1 protein-coding gene is annotated in these 1,218 nt (G+C 66.0%); it reads left to right on the forward strand.

The window, feature by feature from the left end:
• Positions 1–51 precede the first annotated feature (51 nt).
• Complete coding sequence (locus IE98_RS0141510; protein ID WP_030277919.1) at positions 52–1,203, forward strand: IS30 family transposase; 1,152 nt, start codon at positions 52–54, stop codon at positions 1,201–1,203.
• The last annotated feature ends 15 nt before the right edge of the window (positions 1,204–1,218 follow it).

Here is a 1,218-nt window from a genome sequence, read left to right on the forward strand (position 1 = left end):
GGTGAACTCAACCCGTCAGCGCAACATCCCAGGTGACGGAGGATGTGGCGCATGGCGAGGTTGGGTCGTCCGGGCATGTCGGACACACAGAAGCGAGAATTGTGGGATCGCTGGAAAGCCGGTGAGTCGATCAGCGAGATCTCACGGGCGCTGGGCAGGCCGCCTGGATCGATCTTCACGATCATCAAGTCCAACGGCGGATACGTTCCACCGATCCGGCAACGGAGGCCGGGCCAACTGACCTTTCATGAGCGGGAGTCGATCTCGCGCGGTCTCGCTCGGGGCGACTCGATCCGCGAGATAGCCCGCACCCTGGGACGTGCCGCCTCGACCGTCAGCCGGGAGATCGCCCGCAACAAGGGACCCGCACGCTACCGGGCCGTGGATGCCGAGGACCGCGCCTGGGACCGCGCCCGGCGCCGGCAGCCGTGCCTGCTCGCCTCCAGCCAGTCGCTTCGGGACTTCGTGGCTGAGAAGCTTGCCGAAGACTGGTCACCGGAGCAGATCTCCGGCCATCTGGCCAAGGTCCATGCTGCCGGATCGGGGATGCGGGTGAGCCACGAGACGATCTACAAGTCCTTGTTCATCCAGGCTCGCGGCGTGCTCGCCAAGGAGCTCCAGAAGCATCTGAGGTCCGGCCGCCCGACGCGCCGCAACATTCACAACACCGTTAAGGGGCAGTGGCGTTCGCAGATCAAGGAGGCGGTCTCGATCAGCGAGCGGCCTGCCGAGGCAGACGATCGCGCGATCCCCGGCCACTGGGAAGGCGACCTTCTCCTCGGCCGCGGGCTGACCCAGATCGCCACAGTCGTCGAACGCTCCACCCGGTTCACGGTCCTCGTCCAGCTCGACGGGCGGGACATGGCCACCGTCACCGCGAGATTGTCCGCCAAGATGCTCGATCTGCCCGCCGAGCTCAGGAAATCTCTCACCTGGGACCGCGGCATGGAGCTGGCCGGACACAAGGACGTTGCCGCCGCGACCGGCCTGAGCGTGTACTTCGCTGACCCGCGCAGCCCTTGGCAGCGCGGCACGAACGAGAACACCAACCGCCTGTTGCGTCAGTACATGCCCAAGGGCACGAGCATGGAACACCTGACCCAGGAGGACCTCGACAAAATCGCCGTGAAGTTGAACACGCGGCCCCGGAAGACCCTCGACTTCGACACGCCGGCCGATAGGCTGGAGCCCCTGTTGCGCTGACGGGTTGAGTGCACC

Origin of the sequence: Streptomyces sp. NRRL B-24484, from assembly GCF_000717715.1 — a bacterium.
In the GTDB taxonomy this organism is placed as follows: Bacteria; Actinomycetota; Actinomycetes; order Streptomycetales; family Streptomycetaceae; genus Kitasatospora.

Excerpts from the sequence above, each read along its gene's own strand:
- IE98_RS0141510 (WP_030277919.1), top strand. The coding sequence starts at position 52 with ATGGCGAGGTTGGGTCGTCCGGGCATGTCGGACACACAGAAGCGAGAA.